Annotated in this window: 22 protein-coding genes; 10 read left to right on the top strand and 12 right to left on the bottom strand. The window is 73.5% G+C overall.

Annotated features, from left to right (window positions below; genetic code table 11):
* Nucleotides 1-10: 10 nt before the first annotated feature.
* The 8 genes from ACFV3E_RS21555 to ACFV3E_RS21590 all read right to left on the bottom strand — a co-directional run bounded on the left by ACFV3E_RS21555 (nucleotide 11) and on the right by ACFV3E_RS21590 (nucleotide 4783).
* Nucleotides 11-244, bottom strand: coding sequence for a hypothetical protein (locus tag ACFV3E_RS21555; protein WP_499516897.1), 234 nt, complete (start codon nucleotides 242-244; stop codon nucleotides 11-13).
* Nucleotides 245-366: 122 nt separating this feature from the next.
* A complete protein-coding gene (locus ACFV3E_RS21560; protein ID WP_499513128.1) occupies nucleotides 367-657 on the bottom strand; it encodes a DUF1416 domain-containing protein in 291 nt (96 codons plus the stop codon).
* 33 nt (nucleotides 658-690) lie between these two features.
* Nucleotides 691-1536, bottom strand: coding sequence for a sulfurtransferase (locus ACFV3E_RS21565; protein WP_500536079.1), 846 nt, complete (start codon nucleotides 1534-1536; stop codon nucleotides 691-693).
* A gap of 144 nt (nucleotides 1537-1680) precedes the next feature.
* The gene (locus ACFV3E_RS21570; protein WP_360910367.1) at nucleotides 1681-1761 is read right to left on the bottom strand and encodes a putative leader peptide; all 81 of its coding nucleotides are present in this window, start codon (nucleotides 1759-1761) and stop codon (nucleotides 1681-1683) included.
* A gap of 160 nt (nucleotides 1762-1921) precedes the next feature.
* Complete coding sequence (locus ACFV3E_RS21575) at nucleotides 1922-2635, bottom strand: LmeA family phospholipid-binding protein (protein WP_500536080.1); 714 nt, start codon at nucleotides 2633-2635, stop codon at nucleotides 1922-1924.
* Between the two features lie 45 nt (nucleotides 2636-2680).
* On the bottom strand, nucleotides 2681-3562 hold the full coding sequence (locus tag ACFV3E_RS21580) for a hypothetical protein (protein WP_500536081.1): 882 nt from the start codon (nucleotides 3560-3562) through the stop codon (nucleotides 2681-2683).
* 4 nt (nucleotides 3563-3566) lie between these two features.
* Nucleotides 3567-3830 (bottom strand): MoaD/ThiS family protein, encoded by a 264-nt coding sequence (locus tag ACFV3E_RS21585; protein ID WP_500330746.1) that lies wholly within the window; start codon nucleotides 3828-3830, stop codon nucleotides 3567-3569.
* A 110-nt stretch (nucleotides 3831-3940) separates the two neighbouring features.
* Complete coding sequence (locus ACFV3E_RS21590) at nucleotides 3941-4783, bottom strand: alpha/beta hydrolase (RefSeq protein ID WP_500536082.1); 843 nt, start codon at nucleotides 4781-4783, stop codon at nucleotides 3941-3943.
* 178 nt (nucleotides 4784-4961) lie between these two features.
* Here ACFV3E_RS21590 and ACFV3E_RS21595 point away from each other — a divergent pair, with 178 nt between their 5' ends.
* The 6 genes from ACFV3E_RS21595 to ACFV3E_RS21620 all read left to right on the top strand — a co-directional run bounded on the left by ACFV3E_RS21595 (nucleotide 4962) and on the right by ACFV3E_RS21620 (nucleotide 10592).
* Nucleotides 4962-5723 carry a response regulator transcription factor gene (locus ACFV3E_RS21595; protein WP_500536083.1) on the top strand — a complete coding sequence of 254 codons (762 nt, stop codon included), beginning with the start codon at nucleotides 4962-4964 and terminating at the stop codon, nucleotides 5721-5723.
* Between the two features lie 66 nt (nucleotides 5724-5789).
* Nucleotides 5790-6812 carry a LacI family DNA-binding transcriptional regulator gene (locus ACFV3E_RS21600; RefSeq protein WP_499513121.1) on the top strand — a complete coding sequence of 341 codons (1023 nt, stop codon included), beginning with the start codon at nucleotides 5790-5792 and terminating at the stop codon, nucleotides 6810-6812.
* Nucleotides 6813-6994: 182 nt separating this feature from the next.
* Nucleotides 6995-8068 (top strand): S1C family serine protease, encoded by a 1074-nt coding sequence (locus ACFV3E_RS21605; RefSeq protein WP_500536084.1) that lies wholly within the window; start codon nucleotides 6995-6997, stop codon nucleotides 8066-8068.
* Nucleotides 8069-8097: 29 nt separating this feature from the next.
* A complete protein-coding gene (locus ACFV3E_RS21610) occupies nucleotides 8098-8283 on the top strand; it encodes a hypothetical protein (protein WP_499513119.1) in 186 nt (61 codons plus the stop codon).
* A 72-nt stretch (nucleotides 8284-8355) separates the two neighbouring features.
* Nucleotides 8356-9093, top strand: a complete 738-nt coding sequence (locus tag ACFV3E_RS21615; RefSeq protein ID WP_500536085.1) for a response regulator transcription factor — start codon at nucleotides 8356-8358, stop codon at nucleotides 9091-9093.
* Nucleotides 9093-10592 (top strand): sensor histidine kinase, encoded by a 1500-nt coding sequence (locus ACFV3E_RS21620; protein WP_500536086.1) that lies wholly within the window; start codon nucleotides 9093-9095, stop codon nucleotides 10590-10592. The genes ACFV3E_RS21615 and ACFV3E_RS21620 overlap by 1 nt, the downstream gene beginning before the upstream one ends.
* A 27-nt stretch (nucleotides 10593-10619) precedes the next feature.
* Here ACFV3E_RS21620 and ACFV3E_RS21625 read toward each other — a convergent pair whose 3' ends face one another.
* From ACFV3E_RS21625 to ACFV3E_RS21640, 4 genes are all read right to left on the bottom strand, one after another.
* Nucleotides 10620-12275 carry an RICIN domain-containing protein gene (locus ACFV3E_RS21625; protein WP_500536087.1) on the bottom strand — a complete coding sequence of 552 codons (1656 nt, stop codon included), beginning with the start codon at nucleotides 12273-12275 and terminating at the stop codon, nucleotides 10620-10622.
* Nucleotides 12276-12581: 306 nt separating this feature from the next.
* Complete coding sequence (locus tag ACFV3E_RS21630; protein WP_500536088.1) at nucleotides 12582-13766, bottom strand: glutathionylspermidine synthase family protein; 1185 nt, start codon at nucleotides 13764-13766, stop codon at nucleotides 12582-12584.
* Nucleotides 13766-14062 carry a hypothetical protein gene (locus tag ACFV3E_RS21635; RefSeq protein WP_500536089.1) on the bottom strand — a complete coding sequence of 99 codons (297 nt, stop codon included), beginning with the start codon at nucleotides 14060-14062 and terminating at the stop codon, nucleotides 13766-13768. The genes ACFV3E_RS21630 and ACFV3E_RS21635 overlap by 1 nt, the downstream gene beginning before the upstream one ends.
* Nucleotides 14063-14205: 143 nt before the next feature.
* Nucleotides 14206-16005 (bottom strand): bifunctional metallophosphatase/5'-nucleotidase, encoded by a 1800-nt coding sequence (locus ACFV3E_RS21640; protein ID WP_500536090.1) that lies wholly within the window; start codon nucleotides 16003-16005, stop codon nucleotides 14206-14208.
* A 216-nt stretch (nucleotides 16006-16221) separates the two neighbouring features.
* Here ACFV3E_RS21640 and ACFV3E_RS21645 point away from each other — a divergent pair, with 216 nt between their 5' ends.
* From ACFV3E_RS21645 to ACFV3E_RS21660, 4 genes are all read left to right on the top strand, one after another.
* On the top strand, nucleotides 16222-17418 hold the full coding sequence (locus ACFV3E_RS21645; RefSeq protein ID WP_500536091.1) for an MFS transporter: 1197 nt from the start codon (nucleotides 16222-16224) through the stop codon (nucleotides 17416-17418).
* A complete protein-coding gene (gene mshD / locus ACFV3E_RS21650) occupies nucleotides 17415-18359 on the top strand; it encodes a mycothiol synthase (protein ID WP_500536092.1) in 945 nt (314 codons plus the stop codon). The genes ACFV3E_RS21645 and mshD overlap by 4 nt, the downstream gene beginning before the upstream one ends.
* A gap of 295 nt (nucleotides 18360-18654) precedes the next feature.
* The gene (locus ACFV3E_RS21655) at nucleotides 18655-20979 is read left to right on the top strand and encodes an RNA degradosome polyphosphate kinase (protein ID WP_500536107.1); all 2325 of its coding nucleotides are present in this window, start codon (nucleotides 18655-18657) and stop codon (nucleotides 20977-20979) included.
* Nucleotides 20942-22216 carry a CHAD domain-containing protein gene (locus ACFV3E_RS21660; protein ID WP_500536093.1) on the top strand — a complete coding sequence of 425 codons (1275 nt, stop codon included), beginning with the start codon at nucleotides 20942-20944 and terminating at the stop codon, nucleotides 22214-22216. Before ACFV3E_RS21655 ends, ACFV3E_RS21660 begins: the two co-directional genes overlap by 38 nt.
* The last annotated feature ends 68 nt before the right edge of the window (nucleotides 22217-22284 follow it).

Genomic DNA, 22284 nt, shown 5'->3' on the forward strand with positions numbered 1-22284 from the left:
CGCGGGCGCGTCAGCGCTGGTCGCGGTGGTCGTCGCGGCGGTCCAGCTCGCGCCACCACTCGTCGGACTTGGGGTCTCCGGTCTCGTCCCACCAGTGCTCGTCCGGGCCCCTGCGGTTCGCCACGACGGCGGCTATCGGCGGGATGACCATGGCCACCACGCACATCCCCACGGCCACCGGCACCGACCACAGGCGCACGAGGCTCCACGCCAGGACGAAGAGCAGCACGCAACTGCCCATCATGGCGTAATACCAGCGACGACGCCGCCTCGTGGACACCCTTCCACGGTACGACCCGAAGGGCCGCACTCCCAGTCGGTGGCCCGGTGGGATTGCGGCCCTTCGTCGTACGCGCGGTCGCCGGGTCAGACGGCGATGGCGACCTCGGTGAGGTCGCCCTGCTGGGCCACGACGGAACGGTCCACCGTCGCGCCCGGCACGAGGGCGCGCAGCGTCCACGAGCCCGGGGCCGCGAAGAAGCGGAACTGGCCGGTCGCCGAGGTCGGGACCTCGGCCGTGAACTCGCCGCCGCCGTCCAGCAGCCGGACGTAGCCGGTCACCGGCTCGCCGTCGCGGGTCACGGAACCCTGGATGATCGTCTCGGTCGCCACGTCGATGCCGGCCAGGTCCGGGCCGCCGGTCTTCGCTCCACACATGGTGCTGTTCCTCCGGGTCGGGGGTCTGGGGGCTTACTTGGCGGCGCCGAGCTCGATCGGCACGCCGACGAGGGAGCCGTACTCGGTCCAGGAACCGTCGTAGTTCTTGACGTTGGGCTGGCCGAGCAGCTCGTGCAGCACGAACCAGGTGTGCGCGGAGCGCTCGCCGATGCGGCAGTAGGCGATGGTGTCCTTGCTCAGGTCCACGCCCTCGCCCTCGTACAGCTCCTTGAGCTCGTCGTCCGACTTGAACGTGCCGTCGTCGTTGGCCGACTTCGACCACGGGATGTTGCGGGCGGTCGGGATGTGGCCGGGGCGCTGCGACTGCTCCTGCGGCAGGTGCGCCGGGGCGAGCAGCTTGCCGGAGAACTCGTCGGGCGAGCGGACGTCGACGAGGTTGAGGCTGCCGATGGCGGCGACCGCGTCGTCGCGGAAGGCGCGGATCGAGGCGTCCTGGGCCTGGGCCGTGTACTGCGTGGCCGGGCGGACGGGCACCTCGGAGCCGTCGACCAGGTCGCGGGAGTCCAGCTCCCACTTCTTGCGGCCGCCGTCGAGGAGCTTGACGTCCTGGTGGCCGTAGAGCTTGAAGTACCAGTAGGCGTAGGACGCGAACCAGTTGTTGTTGCCGCCGTAGAGCACGACGGTGTCGTCGTTGGCGATGCCCTTGGCCGACAGCAGCTTCTCGAAGCCGGCCTGGTCGACGAAGTCGCGGCGCACCGGGTCCTGGAGGTCGGTCTTCCAGTCGATCCGGACGGCGTTCTTGATGTGGTTCTTGTCGTACGCCGACGTGTCCTCGTCGACCTCGACGATGACCACCTTCGGGTCGTCGATCCGGGCCTGGACCCAGTCGGCGTCCACCAGGACGTCACTGCGGCTCATTGCTGTTCTCCTCCGGGGCAGTTGCGGATGTCTCGGCGCACGGACGGGTGCGCACAGGTGCCGGGGCGCTGCACGGGCGCGTCGCGGCTTTTGCGCGGGGAAGGGCGGGGCTGCGTGCGGCGCCGGAAGACGGCGCGGGGGCCCCTACGGGATGCGACAGAGCATGGCGGCGACACGGCACAGGTCGACTGCCCGCCGCTTCGTGAGATCCGCCTGTCGCTTCATGGGCTCGATCGTAGGGAAGGGGACCGGCCGATGTCACCGGCGGTCCGCATCCCGAGATAAGATTGTCCGTACTACGAGATGAACATCAGGTGCCGGGCGGCCGCGCGGCCGCCCCGCCCCCGCCTGGTGCCGCCCCGACTGCGGAGCGGACACCCTCGTCTCACTGGGCGAGAACGACCTTCTTGCCCGTCGCCGCGATGCTGATGCCGTCGGCGTTCACGCTCACCGACGTGAGCTCGATGCCCTCCGGCAGGCCCGACAGCGCACGGGTGAAGTCGATCCGCTCGCGGACCAGGTCCTCCACGACCGGGGGCAGCGAGTCCAGGTCCGGTATCTTGCCCGCGCTCAGCTTGATGCTGTCCTTGCCGGCCAGGCTGATCCCGCTCACCACGCTGCGCTTGATCGAGCCGACCGGGGTGGAGACCTCGACCCCCACCTTGATCTGGCCCTTGCCGTCCGCCGAGGTGCCCCCGTAGCCGATGGTCACGCCGCTCGGGGCGGCCTTGGCGAGGTCCTCGTAGCTGACGAGGGCGGTGCCCTCGGCGGTGTCGGCGACCGCGCTGCTGAAGCCGCTGCCCAGGTCCACCCCGTGCAGATCGGCCTGGAAGCGGGTGACCCGCAGCGTCTGCCCGCCGGTGCCGGCGGCCTGCACGCCGTCCGCCGTCACCGCGACGTCGTCCAGCTTCTTGGCCAGCAGCTGCGTGAGGAACGGGAAGCCCTTGATGTCGATCCCCGGCGGGGAGGTCAGCCCCAGCGTCGTCTTCGCCCGGTCCGCCGCCTCGGACTCCGCGAAGTGCACGGCGATCCGGTCCGCGGCGACGAACAGGCCGCCGAGGAGCACGACGAGGACGAGCAGGACCTTCAGAGCGCGCATCGGACAACCCCCGAGTCGGTGTTCGGACCGACCCTAGTCGGTGTGTCAGCCCAGCAGTGCCCGGGTCATGACGTAGACGCCCGGTGCCGCGGCGGTCAGCGGCAGCGCCACACCGGCCGTGAAGTGGACGAACCGGGACGGGAAGTCGTAGCTGGCCACCCGCAGGCCGATCAGCGCGCACACCCCGGCGGCCAGCGCGACCAGGGCCGCGTCGGAGGTCTCCAGCCGTCCGAGGGCGATGCCGCCGCCGGTGGCGGCGGCGAGCGCCACGGCCACGGAGACGACGCCGGGCAGCGGGACCGCCCGGGCGAGCGTCGCGACGGCGACCGCGACCACCGCGGTCACGACGGCGTCGGTGCCCCGCGGGTCCGCCGTGGTCGCCAGGAACCCGGTGGCCAGGATCGTGATGAGCGTCGAGGCGGTGGTCGCGGTCAGCGAGGAGAGCCGCTCCTCGGGACTGCCGCGGTGGCGCAGCTGCAGGACGAGGACGAGCAGCAGCCAGACGCCGAGGGTGCCCACGATCACCGCCGGGGCGTTGTCCGCCCCGTCGATCAGCACCGCTGCCTCGGCGGTGACGCCCGCCAGGAAGGCCAGCACGATGCCCTGCCTCGCCGGCCACATGCCGTTCAGCCGGAACCAGCCGGCCGCGGTGACCGCCTGCAGCACCACGCCCGCGGCGGCGAGCGCGGGGCGGCCCAGCAGCGCCCCGCCGGCCAGCAGCAGCGCCAGGGCGGCCGTGACGAGGGCGGGCTGCATGCCGGGGGCGATGATCGGCGAGCCAGTGCGGGACGCCTGCCGGCGCCGGGCGGCGCGGCCGCCGTCCGGGGGCGGCTGCGGGGCGTCCCCGACGGGCGGGAGGACGGCGGTGGCGTCGTGCGCGGGCATCGCGCCCGCGCCGCGGTCGTACCAGTCGTGGTTGTCGGTCACGTGCTCATCCTCCCGCGAACGGCGGGAGCACCTCGACGGTGCCGCCGTCGGCCAACCGCACCCCGGTGTGGTCCCGGGTGCCGACGGGGTTGCCGTCGACCAGGAACGAACAGTTCGCCAGTACGCGGGCGAACTCGGGGCGCGACGCGTGGCGCTCGCGCGCCGCGTCCAGCGCCTCGGCGAGGGTGCCCTCCCGGTACGGCTCCTCCGCGGCGCCGGCGGCGGCCTTGGCCGCGGCCCAGTACCGGATGGTTCCGTGTGCCGCCATAGCGGTCCTTCCGTTCGCCCGTGCGGGTCCTGCCGCCGTCCATGATGGCGCAGCGCGGGCGCCGCGACGTGGCCGGGCCCCGGCGTGCGGGCCGCGGCGTGCGGGCCGGGTCAGCCGGGCGTGCCGGCGGGGCGGGCCCGCTCGGCCGCCCACACCGCGATGCGGCGCAGGAGGGCGGGCGCCGCGGCGTTCTCGGCGTGGCCGAATCCGGGCTCGATCCAGAGCTCGGCCGCCGCGCCCGCGGCGTCGGAGAGGGAGAGCGGGTGGTCGAGCGGGAAGTAGCCGTCCCGGTCGCCGTGCACGATGAGCAGCGGGGTCGGCGCGATGGACCGCACCGCCTCGACCGGGGCCACGGGCACGGGGTCCCAGTCCTTGTCGTGGATGCGCGTGTGCAGCAGCCCCCGGGAGACCAGGCGTCCCGCGGGCCGGGTGATGGCCCAGTGGACCCGGCGCATCGGCGCCGTACCCCGGTAGTACCAGCGCGCGGGCGCACTCACCGAGACCACGGCGTCAACGTGCGCCCCGTCGTGCGCCGGTTTGCGCCCCGCATGCCGCAGGACGACGGAACCGCCCATGGAGAAACCCACCGAGGCCACCGCGGGGTGGCCCAGCCGTCGTGCCCAGCGCACCGCGGCGTCCAGGTCCCAGACCTCGCGGTCGCCGACCGTGGAGCGCCCGCCCGAGCGGCCGTGCCCCCGGAAGGAGAAGGTCACCACACCGCCGACGCCGTCCACCCGCGCGAAGATCTCCGCCGCGCGGCGCACGGCCGGCCGTTCCAGGGCGCCGGTGAAGCCGTGCGCGACCACGATCGCGAGCCCTCCGGGCGTCGCTCCGGGCAGGTACGCGGCGTCGATCGGCACCCGGTCCTCGGCCGTCAGCACCGCTCGCAACCCACCGGAAATGATCGACGGGACACACGACCGCGCAACCGCGGACTCACTTACGGACTCCATGTGGGCTATTCTCTTGGGTCAAGAGGATCCGGGCAGCGTCGCCCCCGGGTCCTTTCGTGCTTTCCGGGCGACCGGAGCGCACACGTCGGCGGACGCACACGTCCTCGCAGGGACCGAGGAGGGTCGCAATGGGCAAGCGGAACACGCATGACCGGACGATGAACGACGGGAGAAGCCGGTGAGCTCTCTCCTCCTCCTGACCAACGCCCTCCAGCCGTCCACCGAGGTGCTCCCCGCACTCGGACTGCTGCTGCACAACGTGAGGGTGGCCCCGGCCGAGGGCCCCGCGCTGGTGGACACCCCCGGCGCCGACGTGATCCTCATCGACGGCCGCCGCGACCTGCCGCAGGTCCGCTCGCTGTGCCAGCTGCTGCGCTCCACCGGACCCGGCTGCCCGCTGGTCCTGGTCGTGACCGAGGGCGGCCTGGCGGCCGTCACCGCGGACTGGGGCATCGACGACGTCCTGCTGGACACCGCGGGGCCCGCCGAGGTCGAGGCGCGGCTGCGGCTGGCGATGGGCCGGCAGCAGATCAGCGTCGACGACAGCCCGATGGAGATCCGCAACGGGGACCTGTCGGTCGACGAGGCCACGTACAGCGCGAAGCTCAAGGGCCGGGTCCTGGACCTGACCTTCAAGGAGTTCGAGCTGCTCAAGTACCTCGCGCAGCACCCGGGCCGGGTCTTCACCCGCGCCCAGCTCCTGCAGGAGGTCTGGGGCTACGACTACTTCGGCGGCACGCGCACCGTGGACGTGCACGTACGGCGGCTGCGCGCCAAGCTCGGTCCCGAGCACGAGTCCCTGATCGGCACCGTCCGCAACGTCGGCTACCGCTTCGTCACCCCGGAGAAGGGCGAGCGGACGGCGGAGGAGCCGGCGCCGTCGCCGACCGAGGAGGCACCCGGGCAGGGGACGGCCGTCACCGCCTCCCGGAACGGCTGATCACGCGGTGGTCACGCCTGTGGACAGACGGTGGGACGCACGGGTGTACCCGCGTAGACTCGGCCCGTGGCAAAGGTGACGCGTGACGATGTGGCAAGGCTTGCGGGGACCTCGACCGCAGTCGTCAGCTACGTCATCAACAACGGACCCCGGCCGGTCGCACCGGCCACCCGCGAGCGTGTCCTCGCGGCGATCAAACAACTGGGCTACCGCCCCGACCGGGTGGCCCAGGCGATGGCGAGCCGTCGCACGGACCTCATAGGCCTGATCGTGCCGGACGCCCGGCAGCCGTTCTTCGCGGAGATGGCGCACGCCGTCGAGAGGGCGGCCGCCGAGCGCGGCAAGATGGTGCTGGTCGGCAACTCGGACTACCTCGACGAGCGCGAGGTGCACTACCTGCGTGCCTTCCTCGGCATGCGGGTCTCCGGGCTGATCCTCATCAGCCAGGGCCTCAGCGAGCACGCGGCGACGGAGATCGACGCCTGGGACGCGCGGGTCGTGCTGATGCACCGGCGGCCCGAGGCGATCGACGACGTCGCGGTCGTGACGGACGACGTCGGCGGCGCCCAGCTCGCCACCCGGCACCTGCTGGAGCACGGGCACGCGTACGTGGCCTGCCTCGGCGGCACCGAGGTCACCCCGAAGCACGGCGACCCCGTCACGGACCACATCGAGGGCTGGCGCCGCGCCATGCAGGAGGCGGGGCTCCCCGTCGACGGCCATCTGTACTCGTCCCCGTACAACCGCTACGACGCCTACGAGGTCGGCCTGGAACTGCTCTCCCGGCCCGACCGGCCGACCGCCATCGTGTGCGCGACCGACGACCAGGCCATCGGCCTGCTGCGGGCGGCCCGCGAACTGCGGATCGACGTGCCCGGCGAGCTGGCCGTGGCCGGCTTCGACGACGTCAAGGAGGCGGGGCTGACCGACCCGCCGCTGACGACGGTGGCCTCGGACCGCGAGGCGATGGCCCGTGCGGCGGTGGACCTGGTGCTGGACGACGGGCTGCGGGTCTCCGGCTCGCGGCGTGAGCGGCTGCGGCAGTTCCCGTCCCGGCTGGTCGTGCGGCGCAGCTGCGGCTGCCACTGACCGTTCCGCCGGGGGGGGGGGGGGGGGGCCCCCCCCCCCCCCCCCCGGCGACCTGTCTACGGGCCGTGTAAGCCTAGGCCCTGACCTGGCGCTTCGTTCTTTATATCGGGCATACGGAACTCTGCCCCGGTTCTCAGGTCACGCTCAGGAAGCTCTCATGTTCCGCGAGCACAGTCATAGGCATGAACGAGAGCACCCGTCACGACGACGCCTACGACCCGCAGCAGCCGCAGCAGTCCCCCGGCGCCGGCGGGTACCCGTCCCGGCCGCCGTACGAGCCGCACGTCCCATACGGACACCCGGCGCCCTACGCCTCGCAGCCCCAGCCCCAGCCCCAGCCCCAACCGCAGCCCACGCCGGCGCCCGCGACCGGGATCCCCAAGCAACGCACGCGACGCCCCGTGGCCCTGGTCGCCTCCGTGGCGCTGGTGTCCGCGCTGATCGGCGGCGGGGCGGCCGCCCTGGTGGGGCGGGCGACCACCTCGCCGTCCGTGGCGGGCACCACGACCAAGGTGATCGGCACCAGCAGTTCGGGCAGCACCGGCGTCGCGGCCGTCGCCGCCGCCGTCAGCCCGAGCATCGTCGAGATCAGCGCGACGTCCGGCGCCGGGGAGTCGACCGGTTCGGGCGTGGTCGTCACCGGTGACGGTGAGATCGTCACCAACAACCACGTCGTCTCCGGAGCGGACTCGATCAAGGTCACCTTCAGCTCCGGCAAGACGGTCACCGCAGCCGTCGTCGGCACCGACGGCGACAAGGACCTCGCGCTGGTGAAGGCCGAGGGCGTGAGCGGCCTGCCGGTCGCGTCGCTGGGCGACTCCAGCCGGGTCTCGGTCGGCGACCAGGTCGTCGCCATCGGCTCCCCCGAGGGCCTGACCGGCACGGTCACCAGCGGCATCGTCTCCGCGCTCGACCGCGACGTGACCATCTCCACCGGCCAGGGCCAGGGACAGCGACCCGGCGGCGGCACCGGCCGGTGGCCGTTCGAGTTCGGCGGCGGCCAGTACAACGGCGACGTCGGCTCGTCCACGACCACGTACAAGGCGATCCAGACCGACGCCTCGCTCAACCCCGGGAACTCCGGTGGCGCCCTGATCAACATGAACGGCGAGATCATCGGCATCAACTCGGCCATGTACTCCGCCGCTTCCTCCTCCTCCGGCCAGGCCGGCAGCGTCGGCCTCGGCTTCGCCATCCCCGTCAACACCCTCAAGGCAGACCTCGACACCCTGCGCAACGGCGGCGGCGACAGCTGACCGCACCGCATCGAAGGGACGTGGGCACCATGAACGTCTTCCTGAGCACCTCCCTCCACCCCGCCGGAGTCCCGTCCGGCCCCTCCGACCGCGCGCTGATCCCCTACCGGGAGCCGGCCGCCCGCGAGCCGGAGATCGCGACCACCCGCCGGTACGCGCGCCGCTACGCCCGCCGGGCGATTGCGGCCCACCGCCTCGCCGCCGTGCGAGGCTAAGAACCGGAGCACCCCGCCGCACCCCCGGCGGCACCCACCGCCCCCGACCCTCATCCCGCGAGGTGGAAGACCATGAGCCCCGGCGAGAACGGCGAGGCCCCCGCCCGCGTCCTGATCGTGGACGACGAGCCCGCGGTCCGCGAAGCACTCCGGCGCAGCCTCGCCTTCGAGGGATACGAGACCGAGCTGGCGGAGGACGGCCTGGCCGCCCTGGACCAGGTCGCCTCCTACCGGCCCGACGCGATCGTCCTCGACGTCCTCATGCCGCGCATGGACGGCCTCACCACCGCCCGCAGGCTCCGGTCCGGCGGCACCACCACACCGATCCTCATGCTCACCGCCCGCGACACGGTGGGCGACCGGGTCACCGGTCTCGACGCGGGCGCCGACGACTACCTCGTCAAGCCCTTCGAGCTGGACGAACTGCTGGCCCGGCTGCGGGCCCTGCTGCGGCGCAGCGCGTACGCGACGGTGCCGGGCGGCGACCACGGCGAGGAGAGCGTGCTGTCCTTCGCGGACCTGCGGATGGACACCTCGACCCGCGAGGTCACCCGGGCCGGCGTGCCGGTCGAGCTGACCCGCACCGAGTACACCCTGCTGGAGATGTTCCTCGCGCACCCGCGCCAGGTGCTGACCCGGGAGCAGATCCTCAAGGCGGTCTGGGGCTTCGACTTCGAGCCGAGCTCCAACTCCCTGGACGTGTACGTCATGTACCTGCGGCGCAAGACCGAGTCCGGCAGCCTGCCCCGCCTGGTCCACACCGTGCGGGGCGTCGGCTACGTGCTGCGCTCCGCGGAGGGCAAGGGCTGATGCCGCGCATCCCGCGCTTCCGTTCCCTGCCGCTGCGATCCCGGCTGGCGATCCTCACCGCGGCCGCCGTGGCGGCCGCCGTGGCCGCGTGCGCGCTGGCCTGCTGGTTCATCGTGCAGAAGCAGCTGATGGACCAGCTGGACGAGTCGCTGCGCGCGCCGGGCAACGCGGCCCCCGCCGCCCGGAGCGTGCTCGGGGACTACGGATGCCTGAGCAAGCCCCAGAACGACACGTCCGACGGGGCGCTCGCCTTCAACCCCAACCACTCGTCCGTGCTGCTCGTCACCGAGGACGGCACGGGGTGCTGGGTGCTCGGCGACGAGATGCTCCCGGTGAGCGAGGCCGACCTGGCCGTGGTCCGGGGTGACGCGTCGGAGTCCCTGCAGACCGTGACCACCAAGGACGGCACGGAGATGCGGGTGCTGACGCGGCCCGCCCAGATCGAGTACTCCCGCCAGCGGACGGAGCGGGCCGCGATCTCGGTCGGCCGCCCGCTCAGCGAGGTGACCGGGCCGCTGAACACCCTGGCCGTGATCCTGCTGGCCGTCAGCGGGATAGGGGTGGTCGGCGCCAGCGTCGCCGGACTCGGGGTGGCCCGCGCGGGGCTGAAGCCGGTGGACCGGCTCACCGACACCGTGGAGCACGTCGCCCGCACCGAGGACCTGAGCGTCCGCATCCCGGTCGAGGGCCGCGACGAGATCGCCCGGCTGTCGGCCTCCTTCAACTCCATGACGGCCGCGCTGTCCTCCTCCCGCGAGCTGCAGCAGCAGCTGATCGCGGACGCCGGTCATGAACTGCGCACCCCGCTCACCTCCCTGCGCACCAACATCGAACTGCTGGAACGCAGCGAGCTGACCGGCCGGGAGCTGCCACCGGAGGACCGCCGGGAGCTGATGCTGTCGGTGAAGGCGCAGATGAGCGAACTGGCGGCGCTCATCGGCGATCTGCAGGAGCTGTCCCGCCCCGACGCGGCACCCGGCGGGTCGCCCCCGCAGACCGTGGCGTTCCACGAGGTCGTGGAGGCGGCGCTGGAGCGGGCCCGGCGCCGTACCGGTCCCGACCTGAAGATCACCACCGAGCTGGCCCCCTGGTACCTGCGCGCCGAGCCGTCCGCCCTGGAACGGGCGGTGATCAACCTCCTGGACAACGCCGTGAAGTTCAGCCCGCCGGCCGGCACGATCGAGGTCGACCTGCACGGCGGCGAGCTCACGGTCAGGGACCACGGCCCGGGCATCCCGCCGGAGGACCTGCCGCACGTCTTCGAGCGCTTCTGGCGTTCGGCCTCCGCCCGCAGCCTGCCCGGTTCGGGCCTCGGCCTGTCGATCGTGGCCCGAACGGTGCAGCAGCTCGGCGGCACCATCGCCCTGCACCCCGCGCAGGGCGGCGGCACCGTGGCGGTCGTACGGCTGCCCGGGGCGCAGACCCCGCCGCCCGAGGCGCCGGAGACGCCCGAGACGCCCGGGACACCGGAGATGCCCGGGACACCCGAGACCGTCTGAGACCGCCTGCGCGACCGCCCGGGCCGGCTACCCGGCGTGCCAGCGCTGCGCGTCGCCGCTGCCGGCGGAGGCGAAGGAGAGGGTGGAGCCGGGGGTCGAGCCGTCCGGCTGCATCGCGGTGCCGAGGTCGATCTGCGGGCGGACCCGGCCCAGGGAGTCGACCAGGAACTGCAGGTTCCGCGCGTTCCTGCCCTCAACCGACGAGCAGGCCCAGATGCCGAGGCCGCGGTCGGTGTCACCGCGTGAGTCCAGGCAGAACGAGGAGTCCGCGCCGTTGACCAGCAGCCCGCGGGAGTCCACCCGCCACTGCTGGGAGGCCGAGCCGTAGTCGCAGCCCGCGACGATGACGTCGTCGCCCTTGTCGAACTCCTCGTCCCGTACGTCCAGGCAGAGGCCGGACGCGTCGTTGACGATCTGGGCGTAGCTGCCGCCCGGCACCCTCCGCGGCGGGCCCGCGCTCGGCGTGCGCGTCGCCGGGACCTGTTGGGTGGCCCCGGCGCCGGGCCGCGTGGGCGAGCGGGTGGCGGAGGCGCTCGGGGTCCCCGCTGGGCTCGGGGTGAGTGTCTGCGTGGCGGTGGCGGTGGCGGTCGCGGTGACCGTGACCGAGCCCGTGGGCGGCTGGGGCAGTGCCCTGTTGCTGCCGGTCGGCGCGGGGTCGTCACCCGTCGCGTACACCAGGCCGGTGGCCGCCAGGCTGGCGGCGGCGACCAGCACCAGGGAGACCAGGGGCGAGGGGTGGCGGGCGCGCAGGTTCAGCAGCCGCTCCAGCGGTCCGGGCCGCCGGCGCCGGCGGGACGTCGGGGGCGGAGCCGGCGGAACGGGTGCGGTGGCGGGAAGCGCCGGGGCGGACCGGGCCGCCAGGTAGGCGGGCCCTGCCCATCCGAGCAGGGCCGTGGCGAGCAGCGGCCGGGGGTCGCGTTCGAGGACGATCAACGTCTGAAGCGCACCGGAACAGCCCTGGCAGTGCGCGAGGTGCCGCTCCACGTCCTCGTTCTGCCGGGCGTCGTCACGGCGGGCGGCGGCGTCGAGGAGGCGGCCGAAGCCCTTGCACCGGGGGTCCTCGCTGCGCTCCAGATACGTCCGCAGGTACGCCTCGCGCAGCGCGTCCCGGGCCCTGGCGGTCAGGTCGGGCACCTCCGGGGCCCTGTCGCCGGTCCACCGGGCGACGTCGGCGTCGCCCTCCCGCTCGACGACCGCGTGCCACAGCACGCCCTGGGTGTGCTGCGGCAGGACGGCGAAGGCGCCGCACAGCACGGAGCGTTCGGCCAGGTGGAGCCGGGGGTGGACGGGCAGGCCCGGGAGCCCGGGGACGCGCTGCTCGGCGCCGCGGATGTCGTCGATGAAGGCGGCGTACGCGTCACCGAGCCGTTCGCGGCGGCTGCCGCCCGCCCACAGGGCGGCGGCCTGGTGGACGAGCATCAGCAGCCGGTGCCGCCAGGGACCGCGCGGGTCGACCCCCCGGTGCACCTCCTGCCAGGCCAGCGCGAAGGCCTGCGCGGCGAGTTGGTCGGCGGCGGACTGTCCGCGGACGCACAGCCGTGCGTAGCAGACGACGGCCGGGAGGTGACGGCGACGCAGTTCCTCGGTCGCCGGGTAGGCGGTCGGTGCGCCGGCCCGTACCCGCTCGGTGAGAGCGGCGTCGGACAACTCGTCGTAGACGGGCGCTTGGTGCGTTTGGGACACGGCGGACCACCCGGACACGTCGATGGGTCTGGAGGGACAGGGTTGCCCATGGTGGGCCACAAGTTACTGCCGAGGAAAGTGTTTCCGCTGGTAACTCCCCGGCCCGGCAAGGGGTAAGCGCCTTCAGCCCACGCGCTGCGGCCGACGGGTCACCCTGTGCCGCCGCTCCGTCGGTTCCGCGGCGGGGCGGGTCGTGACGGACCGGTCCCAGCGGCGCCGCGTCACGGGGACGGCGTCACCCGGCCCGGCGTGGAACGTCCGGTGGACGCGCCGGACCGCGACCCCTACCGCCGAGGTCGCGCCCGCTCAGCGGATGACGTGCGGCAGGAAGCGCGCGTACGTGTCGGTGACCAGGCCCGCCGACTCGCGGATGCCGAGCCCGGCCGGTTCGTCCGCCACGACCCATGCGCCGAGCACCACGTGGTTGCCGTCGAACACGGGCAGCGGGGCCAGTTCCTGGTAGCAGCAGGGTTCGCCGGCGCGCGGCGCGGCGGCCTCGCCCGCGCGGTGCACCGTGACGCCCGCGCCCTCGCGGCCGAGCAGCGGCTTGGCGACCCAGCCGGTGGTCCGGGCGAGGTCGCGGGGACCGTCGAGGTGGGCGGCGAGGAGGTTGGGGTGGCCCGGGTAGAGCTCCCACAGGACGGCCAGGAGCGCCTTGTTGGACAGCAGCATCTTCCAGGCGGGCTCGATCCAGCAGGTGGTGCCGGTGCCGCCGCCGTTGTCGAGGGTGTCCAGGACGTGGCCGCCGAAGGGGTCGCCGGCCAGCCATTCCCAGGGGTAGAGCTTGAAGCAGCTGCGGATGAAGCGCATCCGGTCGTCGACGAAGCGGCCGGACAGCTCGTCCCAGCCGATCGCCTCGACGGACAGGGCGTGGGTGTCGAGTCCGGCCTGTTCGGCGGTCTCCCGCAGGTAGGCCACCGTCATCAGGTCCTCGCCGAGCTCGTCGGCCTCGGTGTGCGCGAAGTGCACCGGGCCGGGCGGCAGCAGCGGGGCCTGGCGCCGCCACGCGTCGACGAGGCGTTCGTGGAGGGAGTTCCACTGGTCGGCGCCGGGGAAACGGTCCTCCATCCAGAACCACTGGGCGCCGGCCGCCTCCACCAGCGAGGTGGGGGTGTCGGCGTTGTACTCCAGCAGCTTCGCCGGGCCGGTCCCGTCGTAGCGCAGGTCGAAGCGGCCGTAGAGGGAGGGGAGTTCTGTGCGCCGCCGCCAGGACTCGGCGATCCGCCCCGCCAGGCGCGGGTCGTGGACGCCGAGCTCGGCGAAGCGGTCCTCGGCCACGATGTGCTCCGCGGCGGCCAGGCACATCGCGTGCAGTTCCGCGACGGTCTCCTCCAGGGCCTCGACCTCCGGGAGCGAGAACGCGTAGTACCCGCTCTCGTCCCAGTACGGCCGCAGGGAGCCGTCGGGGTAACGGGTCAGCGGGTAGACCACGCCCTGGTCCTCCACGATCCGCTGCCAGCCCGGGCGCGGCTCGACGGCGTACCGGCGCATCAGCCGCCGCCGGACCCGTGGCCCGAGCCGTGGCCGCCGAAGCCCCCGGTCTTCACCGACGACTTGTCGAAGCTGCCGCCCTTGGCCTTCCCGTTGCGGACGCTGCCGCCGTAGTAGTAGCGGCCGTGGCCGCTGTCGTCGTCGCACTCCTTGACCGGGAGCGTCCGGTACGTGTCCGGGTCCACGCAGCGCTTGTCGGGGTCGGAGCCGCACGCGGTCAGCGCGGCGGCCAGCACGCCCATGCCGCCGAGGATCACCGTGCCGGACCTGAACCGCCGTCGCTCCGTGGTCGTCATGTCCACAGCGTAGGCAGCACGGGCCGGCGCCCCGAGAGCGGGGTCGCGGGCGGCCCGCCGCGAAGGACGGGGGCGGCCGCCGGTGTCGACGGCCGCCCCCGGGGCGGAGCACGGTCGCGGGACCCGCCCGCTCGTGCCGCGTACTACTGGACGATCGTGATGCGGTTCGCCGCCGGGGCCGCCAGCGGCGCGGAGGCCGAGGAGTTGGCGGTCAGGTAGGCGTTGAGCGCGGCCAGGTCGTCGCCGCCGACGAGCTCGTTGGTGCCCTTGGCCAGCTCGCCGAAGCCGTCACCGCCGCCGGACAGGAAGGAGTTCATCGCGACGCGGTAGCTGCCCGCCGGGTCGATCGGGGCGCCACCGAGACGGATCGAGTCGGTCACGACACGGGCGGCACCGGTCTTGGTGAGGTCCAGCGTGTAGGTCAGGCCGCTGGAGATCTGCAGGATCTTCGGGGCGGCCTCGTTGCTGCCGCTGACCTGCTGCTGGAGCACGGTGACCAGCTGGGCGCCGGTCAGCGTCCGCAGGTTGACCGTGTTGCTGAACGGCTGGACCGCGAAGCCCTCGGCGTAGGTGACGACGCCGTCGCCCTCGCTGCCGGTGGCCTTGTGCACCAGGTCGGTGCGGATCCCGCCGGGGTTCATCAGCGCGATCGTGGCCGAGGTGTCGAGGGTCTTGGCGTACGCGAGCTGCGCGTCGGCGATGAGGTCGCCGAGGGCGGACTCGTTGCCGGCCCGGGTGATGTCCTGCGAGATGTAGCCGACGGTGCGGCCCGCGACCGGGGCGGCCAGCGTCTGCCAGCGGCTGATCAGCGAGGTCATGTCCGCGGCCTTGGTCTGGGTGCGGTCCACGACGTGGTTGGAGCCCTCGACCGAGGCGCGCACGATGTCGTGCGTGCGCAGGTCGTACTTCATGTCGAGCTCGGTGAAGAGCCGGCCGAAGGACGCCGCGCTGGTGACCAGGCGGTCGTTGCCCTTGGGGTCGGGGATGGTGCAGACGTACGCGTTGTGGGTGTGGCCGGTGACCAGCGCGTCGACGTCCGCCGAGGTGTTCTTGGCGATGTCGACGATCGGGCCGGACAGACCGGTGCCCGCACCGCCCGCGTCGCAGTCGTAGTTGTACGCGGAGGAGGCGGGGAAGCCGCCCTCGTGCACGAGCGCGACGACGGCGTTGACGCCCTTGCGCTTGAGCTCCTTGGTGTACTTGTTGATCGTCTCGACCTCGTCGAGGAACTTCAGGCCCTTGACGCCCTCGGCGGTGACGATGTTCGGGGTGCCCTCGAGCGTGACGCCGATGAAGCCGACGCGGACGCCCTTGACGTTCTCGATGGTGTAGGGCTTGAGCAGCGGGCGGCCGGTCTTCTCGTTGACGACGTTCGCCGAGAGGATCGGGTAGTCCGCGCCCTTGAACGTGCGGCCCTTCTCGTAGCAGCCCTCGGTCGGGTGGCAGCCGCCGTTCTGCAGACGGAGCAGCTCGTCCTTGCCCTCGTCGAACTCGTGGTTGCCGACGCCGGTGACGTCCAGGCCCAGCTTGTTCATGGCCTCGACGGTGGGCTCGTCGTGGAACAGGCCGGACAGCAGCGGGCTGGCGCCCACGATGTCGCCGGCGGCGACGGTGAGCGAACGCTCCTGCCCCTTGCGGGCGGTGCGCAGGCTGGAGGCCAGGTACTCGACGCCGCCGGCGTCGACGGTCTTGGTGGTGCCGTCCGCCTGGAGCTCGGTGACGCGGCCGGAGGAACCGGCCGGGGGCTCCAGGTTGCCGTGGAAGTCGTTGACGGCGAGCAGCTGGAGGTCGACGGTACGGCTGCCGTGGCCGTGACCCCCGTGGTGGGTCTCGTGGGCCTGGGCGGCCGGGCTCGCTATCGCGAGCACACCGACCGCCGCCAGACCGGCGGTCGCGGCGGCGACGCGGCGTGCGGCACGGCGACGCGGGTGGGTCACTGACATGGGTCCCCTTGGACGTGAACGATGGATGGAGGCGGAGGACGGCCGCAGCCTATTGTCAACGCGCGTAGTTGTCAGTGGCTTTGCGGTTACGGGCAGGTTTCGACTGATCGGTACATGACGGGCAGCCGGGATCCTGTCTCACCCATCGGAATGATCTGTCTCGCCATTCAAACAAGCGACATAGTTGGATCCACCACCGACCGAGGAGGTGCACCCATGCCCCGTCGCTGGCTGATGCTCGCCCTGGGCACCGCCGCACAGACCGCCGCCTGCGCCTTCGTCTACGGAGTCCCCTATCTGGCCGCCACGTTGCGGGACACGGCGCACCTGACGCTGCCGCAGATCGGGCTGCTCATCGCCTGCCCCACCGCCGGCCTGGTGGCCGCCCTCGTCGTGTGGGGCGCCGCCGCGGACCGGTACGGCGAACGCGTCGTCATCGCCACGGGGTTGGGCGGCGCCGCCGCGCTGCTCGCCGTCGCGGCCGGTGCGGTGGGTGCCGGAGGCGGCACGACGGCGCTGGGCGCGCTGCTCGCCCTGGCGGGAGCGGCGGGGGCCTCGGTGTACTCCGCGAGCGGACGCCTCGTCATGGGCTGGTTCTCCGCCGGGGAACGCGGGCTGGCCATGGGCATCCGGCAGACCGCCACCCCGCTGGGCATGGGCGTGGCCGCGCTGACCATGCCCCCGCTCGCCGCCGCGTACGGGGTGCACGGCGCCTTCGGCTTCCTGGCCGCCGTGTGCGGGGTCGTCGCCTGCCTGGTCGCACTGTTCGCCGTCGACCCGGTACGCCCGCGGACCGGTCCCGGCGCGACGCCGGCCGCCAACCCCTACCGGGGCTCGGCGACCTTGTGGCGGATCCACGGCGCGGGCGCGCTGCTGGTCGTACCGCAGTTCACGGCGGGGGCCTTCGCCCTCGTGCTGCTGGTGGACACCCGGGGCTGGTCCCCGGTCGGCGCCGGCCGGCTGATCGCCCTCGCACAGGTGCTGGGGGCCTGCTTCCGGATCGCCGCCGGGCGCTGGTCGGACCGGGTCGGCAGCCGGCTGCGGCCGATGCGGCAACTCGCCGTCGCCACCGCCGTGGTGGTCGCCGCGGCGGCCGTGACCGCGGCCTTCCCCTCCCCGGTGACCGCCGCCGCCCTCGTACTGTCCATAGGGATCACCGCCAGCACCAACGGCCTGTCCTTCACCGCCACGGCCGAACGCGCCGGCCCGTCCTGGTCCGGCCGTGCCCTCGGCGTCCACAACACCGGCCAGAACCTGACCGCCGCCGTCGTCCCGCCGCTGAGCGCCGCCCTCATCTCGGCCACCGGCTACTGGCCCGCCCTCGCCGCCGCGGCGGCCGTGGCCTGCGGTGCGGCGGTACTGGTGCCGATGGACACCTCCCGCACCCCCACGGCCGTAAGCTCGGTCCCATGACCGACGCAGCAGCGCAGCAGACCGCCGTGGGCCCCCGCAGGATCGAGACCCTCGACGCGCTGAGCCCCGGCCGCGCCGAGGCGGTCCTGGCCCTGATCGAGGCGGCCGCGGCGGTCGACGGCCAGGCCGCGGTCTCCGAGCAGGGCCGGCTGAACCTGCGCGGCGGCGCCCGTGAGGGCGTACGCCACCTGGTGGTCGAGAGCGACGGCGTGCTCGTCGGGTACGCCCAACTGGAGGACACCGACCCGGTCGAGGCCCCCGCCGCCGAGATGGTCATCCACCCCGCGTACCGCGCGCAGGGGCACGGCCGCGCCCTCGGCCACGCACTGCTCGCCGCCTCCGGCAAACGGCTGCGCGTGTGGGCGCACGGCGGCCACCCCGCCGCCCGCCACCTGGCCGGGCTGCTCGGCCTCGCCCTCTTCCGCGAGCTTCGGCAGCTGCGCCGCCCCCTGGAGGAGGGCGCCGGCGCGCCCCCGCTGGGCGAGCCCGTGCTCCCCGCCGACGTCACCGTGCGCGCCTTCGTCCCCGGGCAGGACGACGCCGCCTGGCTGGCGGTCAACGCCGCGGCCTTCGCGCACCACCCCGAGCAGGGCAGCCTCACCCAGCGCGACCTCGACGACCGCAAGGCCGAGCCCTGGTTCGACCCGGCCGGCTTCTTCCTCGCCTTCCGTGGCGACCGGCTGGCCGGCTTCCACTGGACGAAGGTGCACGAGCGCGAGCGCCTCGGCGAGGTCTACGTCCTGGGCATCCACCCCGAGGAGCAGGGCGGCGGCCTGGGCCGGGCGCTCACCCTCATCGGGCTGCGGCACCTCGTGCACGACCGCGGCCTGCCCACCGCGATGCTCTACGTCGACGCGGACAACGCCCCCGCCCTCGCCGTCTACGAACGTCTCGGCTTCACCACGCACGAGGTCGACCTGATGTACCGGACGGAGACCTGAGGCTCCCGCGGGCGGGCGATCGGGCCTCCGGCGGAGTCATCCGGGTGCCCGTCCGGACACGGCCGGTACGTACGGCGATTTCCTGACCGCCACCTGCCCGTTACCGGCGATTCAAACTCGCTTGCGAGCATCTGTGAATGCAGACGCCCGCCGCGACCCACCTCCCCCCTCTCGACCTGCCGGTATCCCGGCGCGCCGGGGACAATGGAGGCATGGTCGGTGGCCGGGTTCCGTGCGCCGCCGTCCACGTGAACGACGTGCCGGATCCGGAGGAGGGCTCGCACCCATGGCCTCGATGAATTTCCCGACGAACGCCCGGACCGAGCGGTCCGGCTCCGGTGCTCCCACCGCGTCCGAGACCCCGGCGGAACAGCCCCCGGCGGAACAGCCCCCGGCGGAGCAGTCCCCGGCCTACGGCCGCCCGCACGTCGTCCCGCCCCTGCACCCCGAGCTCAAGCGCCTGGACGGCCTCGCGACCGTGCCGCGGCCCGCGGAGAAGTCGGGCGAGGCCCTTCCGGCCGACGCGGCGGTGGACGAGGGCACGGACGAAGAACTCCCGCTGAACCGTTTCCTTGACCGCGAGCAGAGCTGGCTGGCCTTCAACGAGCGCGTGCTGGAACTCGCCGAGGATCCGGGCACCCCCCTCCTCGAACGGGCCAACTTCCTCGCGATCTTCGCCAGCAACCTGGACGAGTTCTTCATGGTCCGCGTCGCCGGCCTGAAGCGCCGCATCACCACCGGCGTGGCCCAGCGCTCGGCCTCCGGCCTGTCGCCCAGCAAGGTGCTGGAGAACATCCTCACCCGCGCCCGCGAGCTCATGGCCCGGCACGCCGCCTGCTTCCAGAACGACGTGGCCCCGGCGCTCGCCGAGGAGGACATCCACATCATCCGGTGGAGCGACCTCACCGAGAAGGAGCAGGCCCGGCTCTTCACGCTCTTCCGCAACAAGATCTTCCCGGTCCTGACCCCGCTGGCCGTCGACCCGGCGCACCCGTTCCCGTACATCTCCGGCCTGTCCCTGAACCTGGCCGTCACCGTGCGCAACCCGGTCTCCGGTCACGACCACTTCGCCCGTGTGAAGGTCCCGCCGATCCTGTCCCGGTTCCTCGAGGCCGGCCCGCAGCGCTTCGTCCCGCTGGAGGACGTCATCGCCGCGCACCTGGAGGAGCTGTTCCCCGGCATGGAGGTGCTGGACAGCCACATGTTCCGGGTGACCCGGAACGAGGACCTGGAGGTGGAGGAGGACGACACGGAGAACCTGCTCCAGGCCCTGGAGAAGGAGCTGCTGCGGCGCCGCTTCGGTCCCCCGGTCCGCCTGGAGGTCGAGGAGTCGATCTCCCCGCAGGCCCTGGACACCCTGGTCCAGGAGCTGAACATAGAGGACGCCGAGGTCTACCCGCTGCCCGGACCGCTCGACCTGACCGGGCTGTTCGCGATCGCCGCGCAGGACCGTCCGGAGCTGAGGTTCCCGAAGTTCGTCGGCGGCACCCACCCGGACCTGGCCGAGGTCGAGTCCGCGCACGCCACCGACGTCTTCGCGGCGCTGCGCGAGCGCGACGTGCTGCTGCACCACCCCTACAACTCCTTCTCCACCTCCGTGCAGCGGTTCCTGGAGCAGGCCGCGCAGGACCCGGACGTCCTGGCCATCAAGCAGACGCTGTACCGCACCTCCGGCGACTCGCCGATCGTGGACGCGCTGATCGACGCCGCCGAGGCCGGCAAGCAGGTGCTGGTGCTGGTCGAGATCAAGGCGCGCTTCGACGAGCAGGCCAACATCAAGTGGGCCCGCAAGCTGGAGGAGGCCGGCTGCCACGTCGTCTACGGCCTGGTCGGGCTGAAGACGCACTGCAAGCTGTCGCTGGTGGTCCGCCAGGAGGGCGACACCCTGCGCCGCTACAGCCACGTCGGCACCGGCAACTACCACCCGAAGACCGCCCGGCTCTACGAGGACCTCGGGCTGCTGACCGCCGACGCGCAGGTCGGCGCCGACCTGTCCCACCTGTTCAACCGGCTCTCCGGCTACTCGCGCCGCGAGACCTACAACCGCCTGCTGGTGGCCCCGCGCAGCCTGCGCGACGGGCTGGTCTCGCGGATCCTCGCGGAGATCGCCCACCACCGCGAGGGCCGGCCCGCGTACATCCGGATCAAGGCCAACTCGATGGTCGACGAGGCGATCATCGACGCCCTGTACCGGGCCTCCATGGCCGGCGTTCCCGTCGACGTCTGGGTGCGCGGCATCTGCGCGCTGCGCCCGGGGGTGCCGGGGCTGTCGGAGAACATCCGGGTGCGCAGCGTGCTCGGCCGCTTCCTGGAGCACTCCCGGGTCTTCGTCTTCGGCAACGGAGGCGACCCCGAGGTGTGGCTCGGCAGCGCCGACATGATGCACCGCAACCTCGACCGCCGGATCGAGGCGCTGGTCCGGGTCGCCGACCCGGCGCACCGCGCCTCCCTGAACCGATTCCTGGAGACCGGAACCTCGGACTCCACCTCGTCCTGGTGGCTCGGCCCGGACGGGGACTGGACCCGGCACAGCACCGACGCCGAAGGGCGTCCGCTGCCCCACATCCAGGAGATGCTCATCGATGCGCGGAGGCGCCGGCGTGGCCCAGCGACACCCTGACACGGCAGCGACGCCCGCCGGCCTGACCGCCGGTGGGCTCCCCGACCGTGAGGCCGGTGCGGTCCTCGGACAGTACCTGCGGGAGGAGGCCACGGCCTTTCTGCGCGCACTGGCACCACGTGAGGGCGAACCCGGCCGGCCCCAGGACGACACCGCCGAGAGCGGCCGCCAGATGCGCCGCTCGGCCCGCCGCATCGCCGGCACCCTGCACACCTTCGGGTCGCTCACCGACCCGGGCTGGGCGGACCCCCTGCGGGCCGAGCTCGGCTGGCTCACCGACACCCTCGGCCGCGAGCACCGCTACGCCGCCCGGCTCAGCCGGCTGATCGGCGCACTGCAGCGGCTGGCCTCCGCGGAGGACACCGGGGGCATCCCCGCCGCTCCCGCCGACGACGACCTCGGCCTGTGGCTGCCGGTGCCCACCGCGCCGGACCCGGCGGCCGCGGTGTCCGAACCGCCCCGCGAGCGCCTGGGCGGCGTCGCAGAGACCCCGCGCGGCACGGCGGCCGCGCCCCAGGCGCCCGCCGAGCTCCCGGAACCGCTGACCGCGGTGGCCCACGCCGCCGGGACCCGTCGCTCCCCCGCTCCGCCGCAGGCCGCCGAACGCGGCGGCGCCGCGAGCGGCCCGCTCGCCGTGGGCGCCGCCCGGGCCGGTGCCCTGCTGGAACGTCAGCTCACCCTCGCCCGGACCCGGGCGCACTCCGCCGCCCTGCAGGCCATGGGCTCCTCGCGGTTCCACGCGGTGGTGGACGCGGTGGCGGTGCTCGCCTCCGAGGTGCCGCTGTCCCCCGCGGCGCGCAAACCCGCCGCCACCGTGCTGCCGCTGCTGGCGGAGCAGGCCCACGCCCGGCTCACCGAGACCGCGGCCGCGCTGCCGCTGACGCGCGCACGGCACCCGTACAACGGCGAGACGCTCCACGCCGCGCTCGCCGGCGAACTGCCCGCCGAACGCCAGGACGCCGCGTGGAACCGGGTCCGCGTCCTGCTGCGCCTGCGCCGTTACGCCCAGGAGGTGCTGGCCTACGACGACGGGGACTCCGCCGCCCGGCTGGCCGCCGCGGCGCGGGTGCTGGAGCAGCACCGCGAGGCCTCGGAGGCGGCGACCGCCGTCACCGCCGCCGCACGCACCCCGCGGATCGCCCCCGCCACCGCCTACGCGCTGGGCGTGCTCCACGCCGACCAGCGCCTGGAGGTGGAGGCGGCCCGGTACGCCTTCGCCCACCTGTGGTCGCGCTGACGGTCGCACCGGCCGTCCGGCCCTTCCGCGGGAGCGGCCCGTGACCCGCAGCCCCGCCCGGAAAGGAG

It is taken from the genome of Streptomyces sp. NPDC059718 (genome assembly GCF_042733315.1).
GTDB lineage: Bacteria > Actinomycetota > Actinomycetes > Streptomycetales > Streptomycetaceae > Actinacidiphila.

Excerpts from the sequence above, each read along its gene's own strand:
- ACFV3E_RS21660 (WP_500536093.1), top strand. The coding sequence starts at position 20,942 with ATGCGCGGAGGCGCCGGCGTGGCCCAGCGACACCCTGACACGGCAGCG.
- ACFV3E_RS21565 (WP_500536079.1), bottom strand. The coding sequence starts at position 1,536 with ATGAGCCGCAGTGACGTCCTGGTGGACGCCGACTGGGTCCAGGCCCGG.
- ACFV3E_RS21615 (WP_500536085.1), top strand. The coding sequence starts at position 8,356 with ATGAGCCCCGGCGAGAACGGCGAGGCCCCCGCCCGCGTCCTGATCGTG.
- ACFV3E_RS21570 (WP_360910367.1), bottom strand. The coding sequence starts at position 1,761 with ATGAAGCGACAGGCGGATCTCACGAAGCGGCGGGCAGTCGACCTGTGC.
- ACFV3E_RS21645 (WP_500536091.1), top strand. The coding sequence starts at position 16,222 with ATGCCCCGTCGCTGGCTGATGCTCGCCCTGGGCACCGCCGCACAGACC.
- ACFV3E_RS21605 (WP_500536084.1), top strand. The coding sequence starts at position 6,995 with ATGAACGAGAGCACCCGTCACGACGACGCCTACGACCCGCAGCAGCCG.
- ACFV3E_RS21655 (WP_500536107.1), top strand. The coding sequence starts at position 18,655 with ATGAATTTCCCGACGAACGCCCGGACCGAGCGGTCCGGCTCCGGTGCT.
- ACFV3E_RS21560 (WP_499513128.1), bottom strand. The coding sequence starts at position 657 with ATGTGTGGAGCGAAGACCGGCGGCCCGGACCTGGCCGGCATCGACGTG.
- ACFV3E_RS21630 (WP_500536088.1), bottom strand. The coding sequence starts at position 13,766 with ATGCGCCGGTACGCCGTCGAGCCGCGCCCGGGCTGGCAGCGGATCGTG.
- mshD (WP_500536092.1), top strand. The coding sequence starts at position 17,415 with ATGACCGACGCAGCAGCGCAGCAGACCGCCGTGGGCCCCCGCAGGATC.
- ACFV3E_RS21590 (WP_500536082.1), bottom strand. The coding sequence starts at position 4,783 with ATGGAGTCCGTAAGTGAGTCCGCGGTTGCGCGGTCGTGTGTCCCGTCG.
- ACFV3E_RS21620 (WP_500536086.1), top strand. The coding sequence starts at position 9,093 with ATGCCGCGCATCCCGCGCTTCCGTTCCCTGCCGCTGCGATCCCGGCTG.
- ACFV3E_RS21585 (WP_500330746.1), bottom strand. The coding sequence starts at position 3,830 with ATGGCGGCACACGGAACCATCCGGTACTGGGCCGCGGCCAAGGCCGCC.
- ACFV3E_RS21575 (WP_500536080.1), bottom strand. The coding sequence starts at position 2,635 with ATGCGCGCTCTGAAGGTCCTGCTCGTCCTCGTCGTGCTCCTCGGCGGC.
- ACFV3E_RS21640 (WP_500536090.1), bottom strand. The coding sequence starts at position 16,005 with ATGTCAGTGACCCACCCGCGTCGCCGTGCCGCACGCCGCGTCGCCGCC.
- ACFV3E_RS21635 (WP_500536089.1), bottom strand. The coding sequence starts at position 14,062 with ATGACGACCACGGAGCGACGGCGGTTCAGGTCCGGCACGGTGATCCTC.
- ACFV3E_RS21555 (WP_499516897.1), bottom strand. The coding sequence starts at position 244 with ATGATGGGCAGTTGCGTGCTGCTCTTCGTCCTGGCGTGGAGCCTCGTG.
- ACFV3E_RS21610 (WP_499513119.1), top strand. The coding sequence starts at position 8,098 with ATGAACGTCTTCCTGAGCACCTCCCTCCACCCCGCCGGAGTCCCGTCC.